This is a genomic window from Streptomyces sp. NPDC052020, assembly GCF_040680575.1.
Classification (GTDB): Bacteria; Actinomycetota; Actinomycetes; order Streptomycetales; family Streptomycetaceae; genus Streptomyces.
In genome coordinates this window covers 17,832-38,334 of the sequence record NZ_JBFAWY010000005.1, presented here as the reverse complement: position 1 = coordinate 38,334, position 20,503 = coordinate 17,832, and the positions used below count along the sequence as shown (strand labels likewise).

At 70.3% G+C, this 20,503-nt stretch carries 18 protein-coding genes; 10 read left to right on the top strand and 8 right to left on the bottom strand.

Annotated features, from left to right (window positions below):
* Positions 1-280 precede the first annotated feature (280 nt).
* The 9 genes from rpmH to AB0L74_RS06175 all read left to right on the top strand — a co-directional run bounded on the left by rpmH (position 281) and on the right by AB0L74_RS06175 (position 7,342).
* Complete coding sequence (gene rpmH / locus AB0L74_RS06215) at positions 281-418, top strand: 50S ribosomal protein L34 (protein ID WP_003956500.1); 138 nt, start codon at positions 281-283, stop codon at positions 416-418.
* Between the two features lie 21 nt (positions 419-439).
* Complete coding sequence (gene rnpA / locus AB0L74_RS06210) at positions 440-811, top strand: ribonuclease P protein component (protein ID WP_365646138.1); 372 nt, start codon at positions 440-442, stop codon at positions 809-811.
* Positions 808-1,182, top strand: a complete 375-nt coding sequence (yidD, locus tag AB0L74_RS06205; RefSeq protein WP_365646135.1) for a membrane protein insertion efficiency factor YidD — start codon at positions 808-810, stop codon at positions 1,180-1,182. The genes rnpA and yidD overlap by 4 nt, the downstream gene beginning before the upstream one ends.
* Positions 1,183-1,185: 3 nt before the next feature.
* A complete protein-coding gene (gene yidC, locus AB0L74_RS06200) occupies positions 1,186-2,469 on the top strand; it encodes a membrane protein insertase YidC (protein WP_365646133.1) in 1,284 nt (427 codons plus the stop codon).
* A 15-nt stretch (positions 2,470-2,484) separates the two neighbouring features.
* On the top strand, positions 2,485-2,997 hold the full coding sequence (locus AB0L74_RS06195) for a R3H domain-containing nucleic acid-binding protein (protein WP_365646130.1): 513 nt from the start codon (positions 2,485-2,487) through the stop codon (positions 2,995-2,997).
* A 127-nt stretch (positions 2,998-3,124) separates the two neighbouring features.
* Positions 3,125-3,844 carry a 16S rRNA (guanine(527)-N(7))-methyltransferase RsmG gene (gene rsmG, locus AB0L74_RS06190; RefSeq protein ID WP_365646127.1) on the top strand — a complete coding sequence of 240 codons (720 nt, stop codon included), beginning with the start codon at positions 3,125-3,127 and terminating at the stop codon, positions 3,842-3,844.
* 385 nt (positions 3,845-4,229) lie between these two features.
* A complete protein-coding gene (locus AB0L74_RS06185) occupies positions 4,230-5,303 on the top strand; it encodes a ParA family protein (protein WP_365646703.1) in 1,074 nt (357 codons plus the stop codon).
* The gene (locus AB0L74_RS06180; protein WP_365646124.1) at positions 5,300-6,397 is read left to right on the top strand and encodes a ParB/RepB/Spo0J family partition protein; all 1,098 of its coding nucleotides are present in this window, start codon (positions 5,300-5,302) and stop codon (positions 6,395-6,397) included. The genes AB0L74_RS06185 and AB0L74_RS06180 overlap by 4 nt, the downstream gene beginning before the upstream one ends.
* A 327-nt stretch (positions 6,398-6,724) precedes the next feature.
* Positions 6,725-7,342: a GNAT family N-acetyltransferase gene (locus AB0L74_RS06175; protein WP_365646121.1), complete on the top strand. Its 618-nt coding sequence runs from the start codon at positions 6,725-6,727 to the stop codon at positions 7,340-7,342.
* A 94-nt stretch (positions 7,343-7,436) separates the two neighbouring features.
* On the opposite strand, the gene trxA is transcribed toward AB0L74_RS06175, so the two are convergent.
* The 7 genes from trxA to AB0L74_RS06140 all read right to left on the bottom strand — a co-directional run bounded on the left by trxA (position 7,437) and on the right by AB0L74_RS06140 (position 17,332).
* Positions 7,437-7,769 (bottom strand): thioredoxin, encoded by a 333-nt coding sequence (gene trxA, locus AB0L74_RS06170; RefSeq protein ID WP_365646118.1) that lies wholly within the window; start codon positions 7,767-7,769, stop codon positions 7,437-7,439.
* A 40-nt stretch (positions 7,770-7,809) separates the two neighbouring features.
* Positions 7,810-8,778 carry a thioredoxin-disulfide reductase gene (gene trxB / locus AB0L74_RS06165; protein ID WP_365646115.1) on the bottom strand — a complete coding sequence of 323 codons (969 nt, stop codon included), beginning with the start codon at positions 8,776-8,778 and terminating at the stop codon, positions 7,810-7,812.
* Positions 8,779-8,966: 188 nt separating this feature from the next.
* A complete protein-coding gene (locus AB0L74_RS06160) occupies positions 8,967-9,881 on the bottom strand; it encodes a hypothetical protein (RefSeq protein WP_365646112.1) in 915 nt (304 codons plus the stop codon).
* Positions 9,878-10,606, bottom strand: coding sequence for an RNA polymerase sigma factor SigM (gene sigM, locus AB0L74_RS06155; RefSeq protein WP_365646109.1), 729 nt, complete (start codon positions 10,604-10,606; stop codon positions 9,878-9,880). The genes AB0L74_RS06160 and sigM overlap by 4 nt, the downstream gene beginning before the upstream one ends.
* Positions 10,607-10,636: 30 nt before the next feature.
* A complete protein-coding gene (locus AB0L74_RS06150) occupies positions 10,637-12,358 on the bottom strand; it encodes a protein kinase family protein (RefSeq protein WP_365646108.1) in 1,722 nt (573 codons plus the stop codon).
* Positions 12,359-12,498: 140 nt separating this feature from the next.
* Positions 12,499-14,901: a murein biosynthesis integral membrane protein MurJ gene (murJ, locus tag AB0L74_RS06145; protein WP_365646106.1), complete on the bottom strand. Its 2,403-nt coding sequence runs from the start codon at positions 14,899-14,901 to the stop codon at positions 12,499-12,501.
* A 43-nt stretch (positions 14,902-14,944) separates the two neighbouring features.
* Positions 14,945-17,332 (bottom strand): DUF6049 family protein, encoded by a 2,388-nt coding sequence (locus tag AB0L74_RS06140; protein ID WP_365646104.1) that lies wholly within the window; start codon positions 17,330-17,332, stop codon positions 14,945-14,947.
* A gap of 332 nt (positions 17,333-17,664) precedes the next feature.
* Here AB0L74_RS06140 and AB0L74_RS06135 point away from each other — a divergent pair, with 332 nt between their 5' ends.
* The gene (locus AB0L74_RS06135; protein ID WP_365646102.1) at positions 17,665-19,110 is read left to right on the top strand and encodes a CCA tRNA nucleotidyltransferase; all 1,446 of its coding nucleotides are present in this window, start codon (positions 17,665-17,667) and stop codon (positions 19,108-19,110) included.
* A 128-nt stretch (positions 19,111-19,238) separates the two neighbouring features.
* Here the strand turns inward: AB0L74_RS06135 and AB0L74_RS06130 are convergent, their stop codons facing one another.
* Positions 19,239-20,501, bottom strand: a complete 1,263-nt coding sequence (locus AB0L74_RS06130; protein ID WP_365646100.1) for an MFS transporter — start codon at positions 20,499-20,501, stop codon at positions 19,239-19,241.
* Between the last annotated feature and the right edge of the window lie 2 nt (positions 20,502-20,503).

Genomic DNA, 20,503 nt, shown 5'->3' with positions numbered 1-20,503 from the left:
GCGGCGGGTGCGGTTCAAGTTGTTGTCCCCAGCCTGTGGACAGTCTCGCCCACCGACCGCCGGTTTGACCGGATGGAGCAGCCCCGCGTACCGTGGCCAGGTCGAGTTGTCGATGGCTGCTGCCGCCTGCCTCCGATGGGCACAGATCACGTCCCGCCAGCGCGGGGGTAGTCCGGTGATCGGAAAGCGGTGCACTCGGGCGTAACGCGAGCTACTCGTGGGCGCACGGTGACAGCCAGGACGGCACCCCGCCACCATCGATTTTTACTGGAGCCCCCGAGTGAGCAAGCGCACCTTCCAGCCGAACAACCGTCGTCGCGCGAAGACCCACGGCTTCCGGCTGCGTATGCGCACCCGTGCCGGCCGCGCGATTCTCGCGTCCCGCCGCAGCAAGGGTCGCGCCCGTCTGTCCGCCTGATCCCGGTCAGGTCATGACGTCGTGCTGCCCACCGAGAACCGGCTGAGGCGGCGCGAGGACTTCGCGACCGCGGTACGTCGAGGCCGCCGGGCCGGACGTCCGCACCTCGTCGTCCACCTTCGAAGCGGTGCCACGGACCCGCACGCGCCTGGGGAGAGCGCTTCCCCGGTGCGTGCGGGTTTCGTCGTGAGCAAGGCCGTGGGCGGTGCGGTCGTACGCAACAAGGTGAAGCGCCGGCTTCGCCATCTGATGCGCGAGCGGATCGCCCTGTTCCCCCCCGGTAGCCTGGTAGTCGTACGAGCGCTGCCCGGTGCGGGTGACGCCGACCATGCACAGCTGGCCCGAGACCTGGACGCCGCACTCCAGCGGCTCCTGGGAGGGGGCGCGCGATGAAGTACCCGCTGCTGGCCCTGATCAAGCTGTACCAGTGGACGATCAGTCCGCTGCTCGGGCCGGTGTGCAAGTACTACCCGTCGTGTTCCCATTACGGCTACACGGCCATCGACCGGCACGGTGCCCTCAAGGGGACGGTCCTCACCGCGTGGCGCATCCTGCGCTGCAACCCCTGGTCGCTGGGCGGCGTGGACCACGTCCCGCCGCGCAAGCGCCCGCGATGGCACGAAATGCTGCGTGACGCCTGGCGCGCACGCAGGGGCGGGCCCTCCGCCGCCGCACCGGCCACCGAGGGACAGACTTCTCCCGCGAGTCCGTCGAGTCCTCCGGGCCCGGCCGCAGAGACCTCGTCCCATGCCCAAGGAGCATGATTAGTGGACACGATTGCCAGCCTCTTCAGCTTCATCACGACACCCGTCTCCTGGGTCATCGTCCAGTTCCACAAGGTGTACGGCGAACTCTTCGGCCCTGACACCGGCTGGGCCTGGGGCCTGTCCATCGTGTCCCTGGTGGTCCTGATCCGGATCTGCCTGATCCCGCTCTTCGTGAAGCAGATCAAGGCGACGCGGGCCATGCAGACGCTCCAGCCGGAGATGAAGAAGATCCAGGAGCGCTACAAGAACGACCGGCAGCGTCAGTCCGAAGAGATGATGAAGCTGTACAAGGAGACGGGCACCAACCCGCTCTCCTCGTGCCTTCCCATCCTGGCGCAGTCCCCGTTCTTCTTCGCCCTGTACCACGTGCTCAACAGCATCGCGTCGAACGACACCATCGGCGTGATCAACACGCGCCTGCTGGACAGCGCGCAGAAGGCCCACATCTTCGGTGCTCCGCTGGCCGCGAAGTTCACCGACAGCGCGTCCAAGGTGGAGGCGCTCGGCGCCACGCTCACCGACGTACGGGTGATCACGGCCATCATGATCGTGCTGATGTCGGCGTCGCAGTTCTTCACTCAGCGCCAGCTGATGACGAAGAACGTCGACACGACGGTGAAGACGCCCTTCATGCAGCAGCAGAAGATGCTGATGTACATCTTCCCGATCATGTTCGCCGTCTTCGGTATCAACTTCCCGGTCGGTGTCCTCGTCTACTGGCTGACCACCAATGTGTGGACCATGGGCCAGCAGATGTACGTCATCCACAACAACCCGACCCCGGGTTCCAAGGCCCAGGCCGCCTACCTTGAGCGTCTGTACAAGCGCGTCACCCACCACGGCAAGACCCGCGGCCGCGGCGAGCGGGCCATTGTCAAGGCCATCGTGGCCAAGGGCCGTGACCGCAACGAGTTCGAGCGCAAGTTCATCAACGGGCTGAACAAGGCGGGGCTGGCCGCCCAGGCCGACGGCACCGTGGTGAAGAGCGAGGCCACCGCCACGGCCCCCGCGCAGGCCGCGGACGGCGAGGCGACGACGGCCGGCGCCGCCGCAGTGAAGCGGCAGCAGCCCAAGCGGCAGACCAAGGCCCAGCGCCAGGGCGGTGCGAAGGCGGCGGGCGAGCCCGAGACGAAGACCTCGCTGAGCAAGTCCGACCAGCCTCAGGACACCCCGTCCGCCGGCGGCAAGAAGGGCGGGCAGAAGCCCGGCGCCGGCACCCGCAGCAAGGCCCAGTCCGGACAGCGCAAGGGTCCGCAGCGGCCCAAGTCCCCGTCGAAGAAGTAAGAAGGAGTCCATCCCGTGACGGAAGGCACCACCTCCGCCGCTGCCGAGGGCGCAGACACCCTGACCCGCCTGGAGCAGGAGGGCGAGATCGCTGCGGACTACCTGGAGGGTCTGCTCGACATCGCCGACCTCGACGGCGACATCGACATGGACGTCGAGGCCGACCGTGCCTCCGTCTCGATCATCAGCGACACGGGCAGCCGCGACCTGCAGAAGCTGGTCGGCCGTGACGGTGAGGTGCTGGAGGCTCTGCAAGAGCTCACGCGCCTGGCCGTGCACCGGGAGACCGGTGACCGCAGCCGGCTGATGCTCGACATCGCGGGCTACCGGGCCCAGAAGCGCGCCGAGCTCTCCGAGCTGGGCGCCAAGGCCGCCGCGGAGGTCAAGAGCAGCGGTGAGCCCCTGCGACTGAAGCCGATGTCGCCGTTCGAGCGCAAGGTCGTGCACGACGCCGTCAAGGCGGCGGGCCTGCGCAGCGAGTCCGAAGGCGAGGAGCCGCAGCGCTTCGTCGTCGTGCTGCCCGCCTGATCGGTCCCCACGTTCTCCCCGGCCCCGTCTGTTGCGCAGGCGGGGCCGGTCTTTGTCAGCCTGATAGTTCTGGTGGTTCTGGTGTCGGCGTCCGGTACGCCGACGCGGTACGGAAGGACGGTCCCCCGTGACGGAGGCAGCGGAGCTTCCCCCTGCGCCCGAGCAGGCCCGCGAGGTCTTCGGCGATCGCTTCGCGGACGCGGTCCGCTATGCGGAGCTGCTCGCCGAGGCGGGAGTTCAGCGCGGTCTGATCGGCCCGCGTGAGGTTCCCCGCCTGTGGGAACGACACCTGCTGAACTGCGCGGTGCTCGCCGAGGCCGTGCCCGAGGGGGTCACGGTGTGCGATGTCGGCTCGGGAGCCGGCCTGCCCGGGATCCCGCTGGCACTGGTACGGGAGGACCTGAAGATCACGCTTCTGGAGCCCCTCCTGCGCCGCACGAACTTCCTGACCGAGGTCGTGGAGCTGCTGGGCCTGGACCACGTCACCGTCGTCCGGGGCCGGGCCGAGGAGGTCATGGGCCAGCTCCCGCCCGTTCATGTGGTGACGGCCCGGGCCGTGGCACCACTGGACCGCCTGGCCACCTGGGGTATTCCGCTGCTGCGCCCGTACGGCGAGATGCTCGCGCTCAAGGGCGACACCGCCGAGGAGGAGCTCAAGAGCGCCGCCGTCGCACTGAGCAAGCTGGGTGCCGTGGAGACGTCCATCCTGCACGTCGGTGAGGGGATCGTGGACCCGATGTCCACGGTCGTACGGGTCGAGGTCGGGGAGAGTCCGGGCGGCGTGCGCTTCGCCGCCAAGCGGGCAAAGGCGGCTCGGACGGGGAGGGCCCGGCGGCGGCGCGGCTGACCCGGCCCCGCGAAGGCGGAAACACGGCGGGCGGCCGTCCGGCCGGGTGACACCGGCGCGGGCGGAGCGTCCGGGGTGATGCGTACTCCACACAAGCTGCCATACCTGTGCACTCCGGAGTGTCGCGACAGTTCGGTCACGGCTGCTGGGCATCGTGTTTCACGTGAAACGTCGCTCACTGCTGCACGGCATCATCAGTCGGGGCCGCGCCGCGGCCGAACCCCGCGACCGCAAGCCCCTGGGATCTCTCGCGTCTTCGGAGGCGGCCTCCGAGGAGATCCCTGCTGCGGACGAGGTCTCTTCCCCCGTAGAGGGCACGGAGATGTCCACAGAGGTGGATTTCTCCACAGAAGGTCAGACCTCGCTGGTTCACGACCCCGAAGGCATGGGAGGCTCTGTTCATTGCGAGCCTGAAGTCGAGGAGAGTGAATCCTTGCGGTCCGACGCCAATATCGCGGGGCCGATGACCGATCCGGTCCCCGGTCCCCGAACCGAGTCGATGGGAGCGGATGTTTCACGTGAAACGCCGCCCCCGATGGACGACACTCCGATCGGTCGAGCTGCTCAGCTGGCGGTGGAGGCTCTGGGCCGCGCCGGTGAGGGTATGCCGCGGCCCGAACAGACCCGGATCATCGTGGTCGCCAACCAGAAGGGCGGTGTGGGCAAGACGACGACCACCGTCAATCTTGCCGCGTCGCTGGCTCTGCATGGTGGCCGTGTGCTGGTGATCGATCTTGACCCTCAGGGCAATGCGTCCACTGCCCTGGGTATCGACCATCACGCCGAGGTCCCGTCCATCTACGACGTATTGGTCGAGAGCAAGCCGCTCTCGGAGGTCGTCCAGCCGGTCCTCGATGTCGAGGGCCTCTTCTGTGCTCCCGCCACGATCGATCTCGCCGGTGCGGAGATCGAGCTGGTGTCACTGGTGGCGCGGGAGAGCCGGCTACAGCGGGCCATCCAGGCGTATGAGCAGCCGCTGGACTACATCCTCATCGACTGCCCGCCGTCCCTGGGCCTGCTGACCGTCAACGCCCTCGTCGCCGGCCAGGAGGTGCTGATCCCGATCCAGTGCGAGTACTACGCGCTGGAAGGTCTGGGGCAGCTGCTGCGCAACGTCGATCTGGTGCGGGGGCACCTCAACCCCACGCTCCATGTGTCGACGATCCTGCTCACCATGTACGACGGCCGGACGCGGCTCGCCTCCCAGGTCGCTGAGGAGGTACGGAACCACTTCGGCGACGAGGTCCTTCGGACCAGCATTCCGCGCTCGGTCCGTATCTCGGAGGCGCCGAGCTATGGGCAGACCGTGCTGACTTACGATCCAGGATCAAGCGGTGCCCTCTCCTACCTGGAGGCGGCACGAGAAATCGCGCTGAGGGGGGTCGGTGTCAGCTACGACCCGACACACGCCCGCATCGGTGCCCAGAACAATCCGAACATGGTGGAGGGGATGCAGTGAGCGAGCGACGGAGGGGGTTGGGCCGTGGTCTCGGCGCACTGATTCCTCCTGCCCCGACGGAGAAGACGGTGGCTTCGGCCGCGCTGGGAGGCGGTGCTTCCACGTCCCCTGCGTCGGTCCCCGGTCTGACGACCGACCGTGGGGTCGCCGCGGCGAAGGTGGCCACACTGCCGCGTGTTTCACGTGAAACAGAGGAGTCCGCGGAATCTTCTGCGGAGATGCCTGCGGCTCCCATAGGGGCTCACTTCGCGGAGATCCCCCTCGACGCCATCACGCCGAATCCTCGGCAGCCGCGTGTGGTGTTCGACGAGGACGCCCTGGCGGAGCTTGTCACCTCCATCAAGGAGGTGGGCCTCCTCCAGCCGGTCGTCGTCCGCCAGGTCGGTCCGGCGAGCTACGAGCTCATCATGGGTGAGCGTCGCTGGCGTGCCTGCCGCGAGGCGGGACTGAAGGCGATCCCCGCCATTGTGCGGGCCACGGAGGACGAGAAGCTTCTCCTGGACGCTCTCCTGGAGAACCTGCACCGGGCTCAGCTCAATCCGCTGGAAGAGGCCGCCGCCTACGACCAGTTGCTGAATGAGTTCAACTGCACGCACGACCAGCTGGCGGACCGCATCGGCCGTTCCCGTCCGCAGGTCTCCAACACCCTGCGTCTGCTGAAGCTCTCCTCCGCGGTACAGCGCCGGGTGGCCGCCGGAGTGCTCTCGGCCGGGCACGCACGGGCGCTGCTGGCGGTAGAGGATCCGGAGGAGCAGGACAGGCTGGCCCATCGGATCGTGGCCGAGGGGCTGTCGGTCCGGGCGGTCGAAGAGATCGTGACGCTGATGGGCTCCCGGCCGCAGAAGCTTCAGCGCGCCAAGGGGCCGCGGGCCGGGTCGAGGGTTTCTCCCGCTCTGACGGACCTTGCGACGCGGCTCTCGGACCGTTTCGAGACGCGGGTGAAGGTCGACCTGGGGCAGAAGAAGGGCAAGATCACGGTCGAGTTCGCGTCCCTGGAGGATCTCGAACGGATCCTGGGCACCTTGGCCCCCGGCGAGGGGCCGGTGCTTCAGCAGAAGCTCCAGGAGGGTGATCCCGAGGAAACGGACTCCTGATTCCGGCTGGGCGGTGCGTCGGTGCCGTCCCGTATGCGACAGGGCGGCCTGCGTCCGGTGTGTACCGGAACGGACCGCCCTTTTGCTTTACGGCGGTATCGAGGGAATCGCATCGTGGATACGATGCGTGCGGGTATGGCGTATTCACCTGCTACCACCTCTCAGAGGGAGGCAAGGGGCCATGCGATCGATGGGCCGTACCGGACTGGTGGGCGCGGGCCTGGGACTGGGCGCGGTCGGCGGGTTCATCGGCAGCCTGCTCAGGGAACGGAGTGCTCTGACAGCCGCCCGCAGCGCGGCGGGCGTAGGAAGCGAGGAACAGCCTTCATGGGGCGTCGGCTCGTACCACTCACGCTGGACAACCTTCAGGACCTTCCCCAGCGCTGCCGCTCGTGTGTCTTCTGGGAGCTGGACCCCGTCAGTGGCGAGGCTGCGGTAAAGGCGGGCACACCCGACCTGGAGAAGGAAGCATGGATCTCCGCGGTGCTGCTGGACTGGGGTTCCTGCGGCCGGGTCGTCTATGTCGATGATGTGCCGGTGGGCTTCGTGCTCTACGCCCCTCCCGCCTACGTTCCCCGCTCCACGGCGTTCCCCACGAGCCCCGTCTCACCCGACGCGGTGCAGCTGATGACCGCGTTCGTCATGCCGGGCTACCAGGGCCAGGGACTGGGCAGGGTCATGGTCCAGACAGTCGCCAAGGATCTGCTGCGGCGGGGGTTCAAGGCCATCGAGGCGTTCGGGGACGCCCGCTGGGAGGAGCCGGCCTGCCTGCTGCCCGCCGATCACCTCTTGGCCGTGGGGTTCAAGACGGTTCGGCCCCACCCCACGCATCCACGGCTCCGGTTGGAGCTGCGGTCCACGCTGTCGTGGAAGGAAGACGTGGAGATGGCCCTGGACCGGTTGCTGGGAGCTGTACAGAAGGAACCGGCGCTCAGGCCGCTCTGAGAGGGACTGCCGACCAGTCCCGGGCAGACGAATGGGCCAACCCAGCAGGGTTGGCCCATTCGTGTTTCACGTGAAACGAAGGCTCCGTGAAACGTCAGTCGGCGATGAACTCTTCAAGGTCGCGGACGATCGCGGTCTTGGGCTTGGCGCCGACGATGGTCTTGACGACCTCGCCACCCTGGTAGACGTTCAGGGTCGGAATGGACATGACGCCGTACTTGGCGGCCGTACCCGGGTTTTCGTCGATGTTGAGCTTAACGATCTCGATCTTGTCGCCGTGCTCGGAGGCGATCGCCTCCAGGGACGGCGCGATCTGGCGGCAGGGACCGCACCAGGCGGCCCAGAAGTCCACCAGCACGGGCTTGTCGCTCTTGAGGACGTCCTGCTCGAAGGAGGCGTCGGTCACATTCTTCAGGGTGCCGGCCACGGCGGGCTCCTTAACTGGTTGGTGCGTGGCGGATGGGGGGTCAGACAGTGGTCTTCTCGGGCTCGGCCTGGTCCGTGCCGGCCAGAGCGGCGAGGAAACGCTCGGCGTCCAGTGCTGCGGAGCAGCCGGTGCCGGCGGCGGTGATCGCCTGGCGGTAGGTGTGGTCGACCACGTCGCCGGCGGCGAAGACACCGGTCACGTTGGTGCGGGTGGAGGGCGCGTCGACCTTCAGGTAGCCCTCCTCGTCCAGGTCCAGCTGGCCCTTGAAGAGCTCGGTGCGCGGGTCGTGGCCGATCGCGATGAACAGGCCGGTCACCGCCAGGTCCGAGAGTTCGCCGGTCTTGAGGTTGCGCAGCTTCAGGCCCGACAGCTTCTGGTCACCCTGGACCTCGGCCACCTCGCTGTCCCAGATGAACGTGATCTTCGGGTCGGCGAAGGCGCGTTCCTGCATCGCCTTGGAGGCGCGCAGCGTGTCGCGGCGGTGGACGATCGTCACGGACTTGGCGAAGCGCGAGAGGAACGTGGCTTCCTCCATCGCGGTGTCACCACCACCGATGACGGCGATGTCCTGGTCCTTGAAGAAGAACCCGTCGCAGGTGGCGCACCAGGAGACGCCGCGGCCGGAGAGGGCGTCCTCGTTGGGCAGGCCGAGCTTGCGGTGCTGCGAGCCGGTGGCGACGATCACGGCTTTGGCCTTGTGGACCGTACCCGCGGTGTCGGTCACGGTCTTGATCTCACCGGTCAGGTCGACGGCGACGACATCGTCAGGGATGAGCTCGGCGCCGAAACGCTCGGCCTGGGCGCGCATGTTGTCCATGAGCTCGGGGCCCATGATGCCGTCCTGGAAGCCCGGGAAGTTCTCCACCTCGGTGGTGTTCATCAGCGCACCGCCGGCGGTGACGGCCCCCTCGAACACCAGTGGCTTCAGCGACGCGCGCGCGGTGTAGAGCGCCGCCGTGTAGCCGGCGGGCCCGGAGCCGATGATGATCACGTTACGGACGTCGCTCACGGCTTGATTCCTCGTCTCTGGACTGCGTCGTACGGCCGGTGGGAGCTTCTCTCGGAACTCTCACCCCACCCAACGGATCCTAAGGGGCGCACATTCCCGCTGTGTCCGGGCACACGGGGGGAGCGGCCGGACACGGGGTGACACCGTGAGGGTGCCGTGCCTCGCACGGCAAGCAGGCAAGAACGGGCTCAGCGCGCGTACGAGCGTTGCAACAGAACCCTGGCCGTGCTGGTCGAAGGGGCATCCACACACGTCGCCTCGACGATGTAGACGGTGACCCTGCGGTCGTCCGAGGGCTCGGGCAGGATGACCAGCAGCGCCTTCCTGCCCTGGTAGACGCCTTCCTCGGTGGCGAGCGCCGCCGCCTTGCGGCCGATGCCCTGCTGGATGCAAGCGGGGACGGTCGGGTGCGTGAAGAGGCGGTTCTCGCCGGTCGTCTCGGACTCGGCGCCGAAGCTGCGGGGCGCGCGGGTCTCGCTCCGTGCTCCCTGGTTCTCGGCCAGGAGAGCGGAGACCCGCTGCTTCAGCTTCCCTTCGGAGAAGGTGTCCGCGGGCGCGGTCGGGTGACCGCCTGCCTCCTTCGACGGCGCGCCGTCATCGAGAGAGGACACGATCACGGCGCCGATCCCCAGGGTGGCCGCGGCGAACACAGCACCGAGGGCGGCGAGTCCGCGTCGGCCGCTCCGCTTGCCGCCCTTCCGGCCCGGCCCGGTGCTGGAGCGGCGTGCGGTCCCGGCGGGACGGTCCGTCGATGCCGGTGTTTCACGTGAAACAGGCGGGTGGCCGGTGCCTTGCGGAGCGGAGAGCATCACACGGGCCGACGAGGCAGCGGTGGGCTCGGGCGCCGTGGCGTCGAGCAGGGCTTCCGCGGCCAGGGCGGCATCGATACGGCCCGCCACGTCAGCGGGCATGCTCGGGGGCCCGGGCAGCGTGCCGAGCAGCCCCCGGATCTCCGCCAGCGAGGCGTAGACGTCCGCACACAGCTCGCAGGTGTCCAGATGCCGTCGTATGTCCGTGGTGCGGGAGAGAGGCAGCAGTCCTTCGGCGAGGTCGGAGATCTCCGCGACGTCCGGGTGCCCTGCCATGTCCGTCGGCGACGTCACGCTCGTCCACCTCCGCCCTTCACTGCGGCTGAATCGCTTGGCCCCGCGTCCGGCGGTCCCGCCGGGGGCGGTCCCACCGCGGGTGGGACGGATGTCCCCGTCGTCCGGTTCCGTTCCGCGCCCGCCGCCTTCCGGCCGCTGGCGATGCCCTCGGGCCGCAGGTCGGAGAGGAGCGGCAGAAGCCTTGCCCTCCCCCGGGAGCACCGGCTCTTCACCGTGCCGGTCGGCACATCCAGGATGCGGGCGGCCTCGGCCACCGGGTAGCCCTGCATGTCCACCAGGACGAGCGCCGCGCGCTGGTCGGCCGGCAGGGTGGCCAGGGCTTCCAGCAGCCGGCGGTGCAGGTCGTTTCGCTCCGCGGGCGCCGCCGCGGACTCCTGCGGCTCCAGCAGCCGTTCCAGGCGCTCGGTGTCGTCGACCGGGGCCGTCTTCCTCGACGCCGCCTTGCGGGCGCGGTCGAGACAGGCGTTCACCGTGATCCGGTGAAGCCATGTGGTGACGGCCGACTGGCCTCGGAAGGTGGGGGCGGCCCGGTAGGCGGAGACGAGGGCGTCCTGAACCGCGTCGGCGGCTTCCTCGCGGTCGCCCAGCGTCCGGAGGGCGACCGCCCACAGCCGGTCACGGTGCCGGCGGACGAGTTCGCCGAAGGCTTCGGGGTCCCCCGCCACATGGCGGGCGAGGAGGTCCTGGTCGCTCGCGTCGCCGTAAGCGGTGCCGCCCGCCATCGGACCCCCTCCCCTGTCGTCCGCAGGTGCTCAGCCCTTGAACTCGACGTCAGTGACGGCTTGCTTGTAGCCGGAGCCGCTGTACTGGTCGCCGGGTGCGTACGGCAGGGCGGTGAACCAGACCAGCACGTACTGCGTCTTCACCGGCTTGCCGATCTTCACCGAAGCGGAGTCCCCGCTCGTGGTCGCGCTGCCGAGCTTCCGCATCGAGTCGACCGGGCCGGCCGGGCTCAGCGAGTCCGCCGCGTACAGCGTGACCGTGGTGTGGTCACCGGCGAAGCGGAGCCCGATCGACGCGGAGGAGATCTGCTTCGCCGACCCGAGGTCGTAGACGATCCCGACACCGGGCTTGAACGAGGGCTTCATCTCCGGCCCGTCGTAGAAGCTCTTGGTACGCCAGTACGTCGAGCTGTCGGCGTCGTAGGTCTTGCCCACGTCCTCGGGGGCCTGGGCGTCGCCCTTGGCCACGTACTCCTGTGCGCCCTGGATCGGGAGCGGCTTGCTGGGCCGGGTCTGCTTGCCGGCCTTGTCGTCCCCGTCCGTCGTCTGCGTCTGGTTCTGGTCGCCGGCCTTGCCGTCGCGCTCCATCAGCGCGTCGGCCAGCTGCCAGCTTCCCAGCCCGAGGGCGGCGATGAGCAGGGCGGAGACGGCCCACTTGAGGGCCTTGCCGGTGCGGCTCTGGAGCGGGGGCGGCGGGGTGGGCACCGGCTGGGTGACGCCGGGGTGCGCGGCCGGCCGGCCGTAGGTCCCCTGCTGGTACGTCGTGCGCTGGTACTCGGGCGGTGCGGTGAAGGCCGGCTCCGGCGGGCGGATGCGCGGCATCTCGCCGATCGCCTTCACCAGTTCCTCCGGCGTGGTGCAGGGGGACTCGTGGCGGGAGGCGGTGGCGCCGTCGTTGGCGAGCGCCCGCATGGCGAGCTCGGACAGGCCGCGGTGGACACCGGCGCGCACCTGGTCGGGCGGGATCAGGCCGAGATCCTTGGGCAGGCCGGACAGGCCGTAGGCGTCGTTCTCGTACGGCCAGCGCTGAGTGAGCGCGGCGTACAGCAGGGCGCCGACGGCCTCGGTGTCGGCGCGCTGCGGGGTGTCGGAGCTGACGCCGCGCAGCGCGGCGTTCACGGCGAGGCCGCGGATGCGCCACTGGCCGGTCGAGGTCCGCAGGACCGCGTTGGGGTTCAGGCGGAGGTGGGCGAGGCCCTCGCGGTGGGCGGCCGCCATGGCGGCGGCGACCTGGCTGACCATCTGGTAGGCGTCGTACGGCTCCAGCGGACCGGCGGCGAGGAGCGTGGTCAGTTCGGTGGCGTCGGGGAGCCACTCGTGGACGACGTAGACGAGGTCGTTCTCCTCCACGGCGTCCAGCACCTGGACGAAGCGGGGGTCCCCGAGCAGCGCGGAGGAGCGGGCGGCGGCCAGGACGGAGCGGGCCCGCGTGTGATCGGCGGGCAGGATGTGGACACCGACGGCGCGGCGGAGCTTCTCGTCCACGGCCCGCCAACTGCTGAACCCGTCCAGACGGGTGACGCACTCTTCGAGCCGGTAGCGCCTGGCGAGCTTGTGACCGCTGTGCAGTTCGGGAGGCGAGACCTTGCCGGAACCCTCGGCCCGGGCGCTTCCCTGTGCCTCGTCGCTTTCCGTGTCCCGCTCCCGGTTCTGGGCCACCCCGTCGGCCGTGGACTGGTCCGCCTGCGCGGTCAGCGACTGCTCGCCGCTGCTGTCTGCCACGTCGACGGCAGCCGTGCTCCGTTCCGCCACCGTCGTTCCTGCCTCCCCAATCGTTGCGCGCCGGACCGCAGCCGTTGCGCGCCGTCCGACGCCGAAACCAATTGTGCCCACAGTCCGCCGCTATGCACGACACGCGGCGGCGGACGATGGTTGTGCGCCTACCCCCCGCCTCAGCGTCCCAGCCGTCCGCGCACCATGCCGACCAGCGAGTTCAGTTCCTCGATCCGCATACGGCGGGCGGCCACATAGAAGACGCCGAGCAGCACGGCCCCGCCGGCCGCCAGCGCGGCGAAGGACCCGACGATGCCCTGGCCGAGGGTGTGGCTGATCCCGTAGCAGGCCGCCCCGCTCAGGAGCGCGGCCGGCACCGAGGCGATGCTCAGCCGGGCGTACGTGCGCAGCACGCGGGAGCCGTCCAGGTCCCCGCCGAGCCGCTTGCGCAGCCGCCGCCAGGCGACCCCGACACCGATCGCGTACGCCAGGCCGTAGGAGGCCGCCATGCCGACCACGGCCCAGCGGGGCGGGATCAGGACGTAGCACAGGGCCGAGGCGCCCGCGTTCACGGCGGCCACGATGACCGTGTTGTAGAAGGGCGTCCGGGTGTCCTCGTAGGCGTAGAAGGCGCGCAGGACCACGTACTGCACGGAGTACGGGATCAGGCCGAGGCCGAACGCCATCAGCATGTAGCCCATGTTGGTGGCGGCGCCGGTGCCCGAGGAACCGAAGATCAGCGTGCACATCGGGATGCCGAGCGCGACGAAGCCGAAGGCGATGGGCACGATCGCGACGGCGGTCGTGCGCAGACCCTGGGAGATGTCGTCGCGGACGGCGCCCGCGTCGTCCTCGACCGCCGAGCGCGCGAGCCGGGGGAGCAGCGCGGCCATCAGGGAGACGGTGATGATGGCCTGGGGCAGGCCCCAGATCAGCTGCGCGTTGGCGTAGGCGCTGTAACCGGTGCCGGCGATGTCTGTGTCCGTGACCGACGCGGTGGCCAACTGGGTGACGACGAGCGCGCCCGCCTGGTTGGCGAGGACGAAGAGGACGGTCCACTTGGCGAGCATGGCGGCCCTGCCGAGGCCGTGGCCCTTCCAGTCGAACCGCAGCCGCAGCCTGAAGCCGGTCTCCCGCAGGTAGGGGATCATCGCCAGCGCCTGGACCACCAGGCCGAGGAGCACGCCGACACCGAGCAGCCGTACGCCCTCGGGCGGGATGTTCTCGACCTGCATGTCGGAGTCGGCGGCGGTGCCGTAGACCCAGATGAACATGCCCAGCGTCACGATGATGACGATGTTGTTCAGGACGGGCGTCCACATCATCGCGCCGAACTTGCCGCGCGCGTTGAGGATCTGCCCCATCACCACGTGGATGCCCATGAAGAAGATCGAGGGCAGGAAGTAGCGGGTGAAGGTGACGGCGACCTCGTTGGCGTCGGGATCGCCCGCGACGGGATTCGAGAGCATGCGGACGAGAAGGGGCGCCGCGAGCATCGCCAGCCCGGTGAGCGCGGCCAGGGCCACCATCACCAGCGTCAGCAGGCGGTTGGCGTACGCCTCGCCACCGTCGTCGTCCTCCTTCATCGCGCGGACGAGCTGCGGCACGAAGACGGAGTTCAGCCCGCCGCCCACGGTGAGGATGTAGATCATCGTCGGCAGCTGGTAGGCGATCTGGAAGGACTCGCCCAGCAGAGCCAGGCCCAGCGCCGAGACGATCATCGCCGAGCGGATGAACCCGGTGAGGCGGGAGACCATGGTGCCGGCCGCCATCACGGCGCTCGACTTCAGCAGCCCCGAGGCGCGGCCGCCCTTCTTCGGGGCGGCGGCCGCTGCGGGCGCGGGTGCGGGGTCCTGGGCGGGTTCCTCGGCCGCCGGGGACGGCACGGAGGGGTACGCGCCCTGGTCGGACGCCGGGTACGGGCCGGGCGCCGGAGCGCCGCCGTACGGGCCCTGGGCCGGGTATGCGCCGTACGGTCCCTGCCCCTGGGGCGACGCTCCGTACGGTTCCTGCTGCGGGGCCGACGCGTACGCGCCGGGTGCCGGAGCGCCCGCGTACGGGCCGGGTGCCGGGGACGGCCCCGGAACGGACGGCGGTTCGTACGACGGGTGGCCGCCCCCCTGCTGCTGGTCCCTGAACAGGTGCGCGAAGGCGTCCGGCTCGTGGCGCTGCTCGCCGGCCTGGCTGACCAGGTCGTCCACGCCGACGAACTGGGTCGTGCGCGGGTCGTCGCCGTAGGGCAGGTGCCGGGTGGGGCCCGCCGGCTCCGGCGCCGGGGGCTGCGCCCAGACATGCGGGTCCGGGGCGTAGGGCGACTGGGGCGGCTGACCGTACAGCGGCTGCTGCGGAGGGTGGGCGCCGGGCGGCGGCGGGGGGTGCGCGGCGCGGTCGTAGAGCGCCTCGGCGACCGGGTCCTGCGCGGACAGGTCCTGGGACCGGTAGGGGTCCTGGTCGTAGGCGTCCTGGAGGTACATGTCCGCGGGGTGCTCCGGCGGCGCCTGGCCCTCCTCGGGCTGCGGGCCCCCGGGGTAGCCCGAGCTGCCCGCGGCCTGGCCGCGGTCACCGTCGTACGGCGCGTTCATGGTTACCCCACCTCATCGTCCCGGGCCCACGGCCACGACATCCTCAACGGTCCACTCTCTCACCCGTGCCGGACGGGCCGGTGTTTCCCACTGCGGTGTCCGGTGCAGGGTCACCCGGCTGCTCGGCGTCCTCCGCCCGGGAACCCGCCCCGGTCTTCCGGGGACGGTCTTCGGCGCCTTCCGGGTTCTCCGGGCCGTCCGCGGCATCTCCCGCGGCACCGGGGCCGTCCTCCTCGTTCCCGCGGGCGGCGGCCCGCTTGCGCTGGGTGTACATCCGGAATCCGGCGAGGACGAGCAGCAGGGCGCCGCCGCCGATGACCAGCATCACGGTGGCCGTGATCTCGGTGACCTTCACGTCGAAGGTGACGGCCTCCCCGTACTTCCGGCCGTCCTCGGTGTACAGCTGGGCGACCACCGTCGCCTGGCCGTTGGCGTTGGCCGACGTGGTGAACTTCACCGACTGGCTGTGGCCGCCCGAGACCGCGACGGGCTGCTCCTGGTAGTCGGATCCGTCGATCTTGAGGCGGGTGGGGTTGGTGGAGGTGAGCCGCAGCACCAGGCGGTCCACGCCCTGGACCAGGTTGTTCTGGACGGTCACGGGGATCGTGGCGCTGCGGCCGGAGAGCTTCGTCTCCGACTTGTCGATCAGCCTGACCTGACCGGCCAGGCTGTCCAGGTACCGCTCCACGCCGGTGCGGAACGAGGCCGCCTGCGTGCCGCGGCCGCGCCAGGACGTGGACATCTCCCGGTCCATGGACCGGCCGAAGGGGGTGACCACCCGGGACTCGTCCGACAGGACCGCCCGGAACTTGTCGAGTTTGCCCTGCGTGCGCGCGATCTGCTCGAACGCCGACCGCGGCAGCTCCTGCCTGCGCAGCGAGGACGGGTAGGCGGAGGCCGGCGGGACCTTGGTGGTGGCCTTCGGGTCCGGCTTGGCCGCGGCGGCGGCCGACAGCTCCTGGGGCTCGGACCAGGTGCCGTTCTGCAGGGCCGACAGCGCCTCGGCCATCGCCCGGGCCTGGCTCCCGGTCGGCATGCGCTGCGGAGCCACGACGATGCTGCGCTGCTTGCCGGTCTGGAGGCCGAGGGCCAGGCTCTGGGCGAGGAAGCGCTGCACGGCGAGCGTGGACGCGGAGGCGTCGGTCAGATCGCCGCGGAACGCCGTGGACAGCCGGGCGTCGGCGACGACCGCCGTCGTCCCGCCGCCGATGGGGCGGGACGCGGAGGGCGTGTAGGACAGGCCGCCGGCCTGCTCCAGGCTGTCGCTGCGCGCGATCACCTTGTCGGCGCCCGCGGAGGTGGCGACCTTGACGATCGACGGATCGACCGCGCCCTCCACCGGCCAGGCGAAGTCGGTGACCGGTTTCACGTGGAGGATCGTCTCGACCGTGTTGGTGACGACGTCCGTGGCGTCCTTCAGCCGGCTCAGCGAGCCGGTGACGTCGGTGCCGTTGTGGGCGAGGGACGCCAGGTCGGGGTCGGCGAACGGCAGCGCCACGACCTCCTTGTCCGCCACCGCGTCCTGAAGATCGGCGAGCCACTGCTTGGCCACCGCCTGGTGGGTGCCGGCGACGGTGGTGCCGTCCGCGCCGCGCACCTGATAGCCGCGGGCCATGGCGTCCACGGAGGCCAGCAGGTCCGGGTCGACCACCCAGGTGACGTCGAGGCCGGTGCCGAGCGCCACCATCTGGTTCAGGCGTCCGCCGGGCGAGATCTCCTTGGCCAGGTCCTCGTTGCGGAAGACCCGCGTCTGCTGCTCGTTGGAATCCGTCTCGGCCGTCATGTGGGCGGTCGAGACGAGCGGCCACAGGTACGTCGTCTTGGTCCTGGTGCCGGCCTCGTCGGGCTGCCAGGGCAGGAAGGTCCGCTGGACGCCGAGGACCCGCTGCCACGGCTGCGCGGACGTCTGCCCCGAGAGCGAGACGGCGAACTCGTACACACCGTCCTCGCCCAGGTCGAGCTCGTCGACCGGGACGGAGATGTTGAAGTGCTCGGCGACCCCGGGAGTGAGCTTGGAGAACTTCTCGGCGTACTTGTCCCCGACCTGCGCGCCGAGGGAGCCGCCGAGGTCGTCGCTGTTCTTGGCGACCGTGTCGATCATCGAGCGGGTGCCGAGCCGGGATCCCACCCGCAGGTCCACCTGGGCGTCGGTGACGGTCCGCTTGCCGGTGTTCGTCACCGTGCCCGACACGGTGACCGTGTCCCCGTCCGTGGGGGCCGCGGGGCTGAGCGAGTCGACGGCGACGGCGACGGTGCCTCCGCCGGGGGCGGCCTGCGGGGACGCCGGTGCCCCGGCGTGCGCGGAACCCGCGGCGGGCAGCTGGACGAGCGAGGCCAGCAGGGGCGCCCCCGCGAGCAGGGCGGCGGTGCGCCGCGATCGGCGGCGGGCAGGTGAGGGACTGGTCCCCTGGAAGTCTGCCGCCTCGGCCACGCGCTCGCCCGTCCCTCGTCGTCGTCAGTGGTCGTCGGAATGTGCGTCCAGGCATGGTAACGATGCGCGCTGAGGGGAAGTGCCGCGGAGTGCGCCACAAGATCGACGACCGCGTCCGGCTGTCCCGTATACGCGGGTATAACGGAGACGGCTGTCCTTGGCCCCGGCAGCGGACCTTGTGCGGGTATGCGCAGGGCGGCCCGCGCGTGCCCGGCGGCGTGTGCCAGGGGGCACCGACCCGCTTACGCGGATTTCGGAGCGCAGCTCGTGCCCGCTGCCCGCCGCCCCTGGGATGAGTCCCCCGCCGCTCGGGCCACGTACCCTCTTCTGTTGTGCCGAACGCCTACGAAGACAACCCCCGTGCCCTGACCCAGGCGCAGCACCGCGCGGTGAGTGAACTGCTGCGGGTCGCGCCGGTCGCCGACGACCTCGCCCGCCGCTTCCAGGAGGCCGGGTTCTCTCTCGCCCTGGTCGGCGGGTCGGTCCGGGACGCGCTGCTCGGCCGGCTCGGCAACGATCTGGACTTCACCACCGACGCCCGGCCGCAGGACGTCCTGAGGATCGTGCGGCCCTGGGCGGACGCCGTCTGGGAGGTCGGGATCGCCTTCGGCACGGTCGGGGCGCAGAAGGCCGGCTACCAGATCGAGGTGACCACCTACCGGTCGGAGGCGTACGACCGGACCTCCCGCAAGCCCGAGGTGTCGTACGGCGACTCCATCGAGGAGGATCTCGTCCGGCGGGACTTCACCGTGAACGCGATGGCCGTCGCGCTGCCGGAGAAGGAGTTCATCGACCCCCACGGCGGGCTCGAGGATCTCGCGGCCCGTGCGCTGCGGACGCCGGGCACCCCGGAGGAGTCCTTCTCGGACGATCCGCTGCGGATGATGCGCGCCGCGCGCTTCGCGGCGCAGCTGGACTTCGAGGTGGCTCCCGAGGTCGTGACGGCCATGAAGGAGATGGCCGGCCGTCTCGAGATCGTCTCGGCCGAACGGGTCCGGGACGAGCTGAACAAGCTGATCCTCTCCGCGCACCCGCGCAAGGGCCTGACGCTGCTGGTCGACACCGGGCTCGCCGAGCATGTCCTGCCCGAGCTGCCGGCCCTGCGGCTGGAGAGTGACGAACACCATCGGCACAAGGACGTCTACGAGCACACGCTGATCGTCCTGGAGCAGGCGATGGCGCTGGAGGACGGCGGGCCCGACCTCGCGCTCCGCCTGGCCGCTCTGCTGCATGACATCGGCAAGCCGCGCACCCGCCGCTTCGAGAAGGACGGGCGGGTCTCGTTCCACCACCATGAGGTGGTCGGGGCCAAGATGACCAAGAAGCGCATGACGGCGCTGAAGTACTCCAACGAACTGGTCAAGGACGTCTCCCGCCTGGTCGAGCTGCACCTGCGCTTCCACGGGTACGGCACGGGCGAGTGGACGGATTCGGCGGTGCGCCGCTACGTGCGGGACGCGGGTCCGCTGCTCGACCGCCTGCACAAGCTGACCCGCTCCGACTGCACCACCCGCAACAAGCGCAAGGCCGCCGCGCTCTCCCGTGCGTACGACGGCCTGGAGGAGCGCATCGCGAAGCTTCAGGAGCAGGAGGAGCTGGACGCGATCCGTCCCGACCTCGACGGCAACCAGATCATGGAGATCCTCGGCGTCCGTCCCGGCCCCGCGGTCGGCCGTGCGTACCAGCACATGCTGGAGCTCCGTCTGGAACACGGCCCGATGGATCATGACGCGGCGGTGGCGGCGCTCAAGGAATGGTGGGCCGAGCAGGACGACTGAGGCTCTGCCTCGGGGCACGTTTCACGTGAAACACGCCCCGTGCGCACGAAAAGGAGGGGCGGTGTTTCACGTGAAACACCGCCCCTCCGCTGTGCCCGCCGTGCGTGCCCCTGGTCTTGGTGCGTCGCTTACTGCCGCTCACAGCGGCCCATGGCGACGGCAACCGCTGCGTAGACCACGGCGACCATGAGGACCAGCGGCACCGAGCGGCCGTCCGGCGGCAGCATCAGCGCGGCCACACCGGCGGCGCCGACGAAAGCGATGTTGAACAGTACGTCGTAGACGGAGAAGATCCGGCCACGGAAGGCGTCCTCGACCGAGGACTGCACGACCGTGTCCGTCGCGATCTTCGAACCCTGGGTCGTCAGCCCCAGGACGAACGCCGCGACCAGCAACGGAGCTGTCGCGAACGGAAGTCCGAGGGCCGGTTCCAGCACCGCGGCGGTCGCCGCGCACACGACCATCCAGCGGCCGGGGCCGAGCCGTCCGGCCGCCCAGGGCGTGATCACGGCCGCCGCGAAGAAGCCGGCGCCCGACACCCCGAGCGCGAGCCCCAGCAGGGCGAGTCCCTCGTCGGTACCGGAGGTCAGTGCGTACCGGCACAGCATGAGCAGTATCACCAGCAGGGCGCCGTAGCAGAAGCGCATCAGCGTCATCGCGGCGAGCGCCCAGGCGGCCTCGCGCCGGGCCGGCGCGGCGAGATGACGCACCCCCGCCGCCAGATCGCGGGCGGTGCCGGCGAGGGCGGTCCCCAGCCGGGGCGGCGCCGCGCCTCGATCGGGGCCGAGGAGTTCCACGGCCATGCGCAGCGAGGCGAGAGCTCCGCAGAGATAGAGCGCGGCGCCCAGCAGCACGACGGCGGCGTCGGAGTCCGCGGCCACCAGGCGCACGACGAAGGCGAGGCCGCCTCCCGCCGTCGCGGCCAGCGTCCCGGCCGTCGGCGAGAGAGAGTTGGCGATCACCAGCCGATCGGCGTCGACCACGCGGGGCAGCGCGGCGGACAGCCCGGCGAGGACGAAGCGGTTGACGGCGGTGACGCACAGGGCGGAGACGTAGAAGAGCCAGTCCGGGACCGTGGCGATCATGAGTGCAGCGGTCGCCGTCGCCATCGAGGCGCGCAGCAGATTGCCGTAGAGGAAGACCTGGCGGCGGCGCCAACGGTCGAGCAGGACTCCGGCGAAGGGGCCCACCAGGGAGTACGGGAGCAGCAGCACGGCCATCGCGGAGGCGATCGCGCCCGGTGAGGCCTGCTTCTCCGGTGAGAAGACGACGTAGGTGGCGAGCCCGATCTGGTAGACGCCGTCGGCGCCCTGGGACAGCAGGCGTACGGCGAGCAGGTGCCGGAAATCCCGGAATCGGAGGAGGACCCGCAGATCGCGTACGACAGCCATGG

What these genes read in the sequence shown, in the direction of transcription:
- yidD (WP_365646135.1), top strand. Translation starts at nt 808, where the DNA reads ATGAAGTACCCGCTGCTGGCCCTGATCAAGCTGTACCAGTGGACGATC.
- AB0L74_RS06185 (WP_365646703.1), top strand. Translation starts at nt 4,230, where the DNA reads ATGGGAGGCTCTGTTCATTGCGAGCCTGAAGTCGAGGAGAGTGAATCC.
- AB0L74_RS06175 (WP_365646121.1), top strand. Translation starts at nt 6,725, where the DNA reads ATGGGGCGTCGGCTCGTACCACTCACGCTGGACAACCTTCAGGACCTT.
- sigM (WP_365646109.1), bottom strand. Translation starts at nt 10,606, where the DNA reads ATGGCGGGCGGCACCGCTTACGGCGACGCGAGCGACCAGGACCTCCTC.
- murJ (WP_365646106.1), bottom strand. Translation starts at nt 14,901, where the DNA reads ATGAACGCGCCGTACGACGGTGACCGCGGCCAGGCCGCGGGCAGCTCG.
- AB0L74_RS06130 (WP_365646100.1), bottom strand. Translation starts at nt 20,501, where the DNA reads ATGGCTGTCGTACGCGATCTGCGGGTCCTCCTCCGATTCCGGGATTTC.